Annotated in this window: 1 protein-coding gene; it reads right to left on the bottom strand. The window is 39.8% G+C overall.

Annotated features, from left to right (window positions below; all coding sequences use genetic code 11):
• Positions 1 to 45 precede the first annotated feature (45 nt).
• Positions 46 to 814, bottom strand: a 769-nt coding sequence (locus tag QWT87_RS21080) for an IS91 family transposase (RefSeq protein WP_302718710.1), incomplete at its 5' end; no start/stop codon positions are given.

The raw sequence follows: 814 nt of genomic DNA, 5'->3' as shown, positions 1-814 counted from the left end.
TGTGTTTTTCTTCACTTTTGGGCATAATTTCCCTTACCCAAAAATCTATTTTTTAGGCGTTGGCTGGCTTTGGCTCATCTCCAAAAACCAACTTGGCGGACCTCGAAGATCGAACGTGGCAATCGTCACAAGATTTCCAACTTTACAACAACGACATTTTGGCTGAAAAGCTTTTGGCAAAGCCTTTTCTTTGGGCTGGATACCTAATTTTTGTTGCAAAATTTTGAGTTTTTCACGCTTCCAGGTAGAGCTCAAAAAACCATAATGACGGATTTTCACAAACCTTTTCGGTAAAATATGCATCGCAAATCTTCGGATAAACTCCTCGTGGCTCAAAACCATCTGCTTTTTGATGCCTTTTTGGCGGTAATCTTTGTAAGAAAAAGTGACCGTTTCCGCATCAATTTTTCTGATTCTCTGGTTGCTGATGGCGATTTTGTGGGAATAACGACCTAAATATTCCACCACAGATTTTGGGCTTCCAAATGGCTTTTTGGCGTAAACTACCCAAGGTTTTTCCCACAGACTTTGTCTGATTTTTGGATATTCTTCAAGGTTTTTAACTTTCAGTTTCTCACAAAATTTAGCCCTGAAAACTTTACTCAATGCCTTTACCGAAAACAAAAATTTGCCGTCATTTTTGATGTTTTTCCAATCTCCGTTTTCATCCACGCCACCACCGGGAACAATGCAGTGCAAATGTGGATGAAGACTCAGATTCTGTCCCCAAGTGTGCAAAACAGCAATCATTCCCATTTGGAGTTTTTTGTTTTTGCCAAACGTTTGAAGGGTTTCCCAAGCCGATTCAAACAAT

The organism is Chryseobacterium urinae (assembly GCF_030518295.1).
Classification (GTDB): domain Bacteria; phylum Bacteroidota; class Bacteroidia; order Flavobacteriales; family Weeksellaceae; genus Chryseobacterium; species Chryseobacterium mucoviscidosis.
This window is presented reverse-complemented; position numbering and strand designations above follow the sequence as displayed.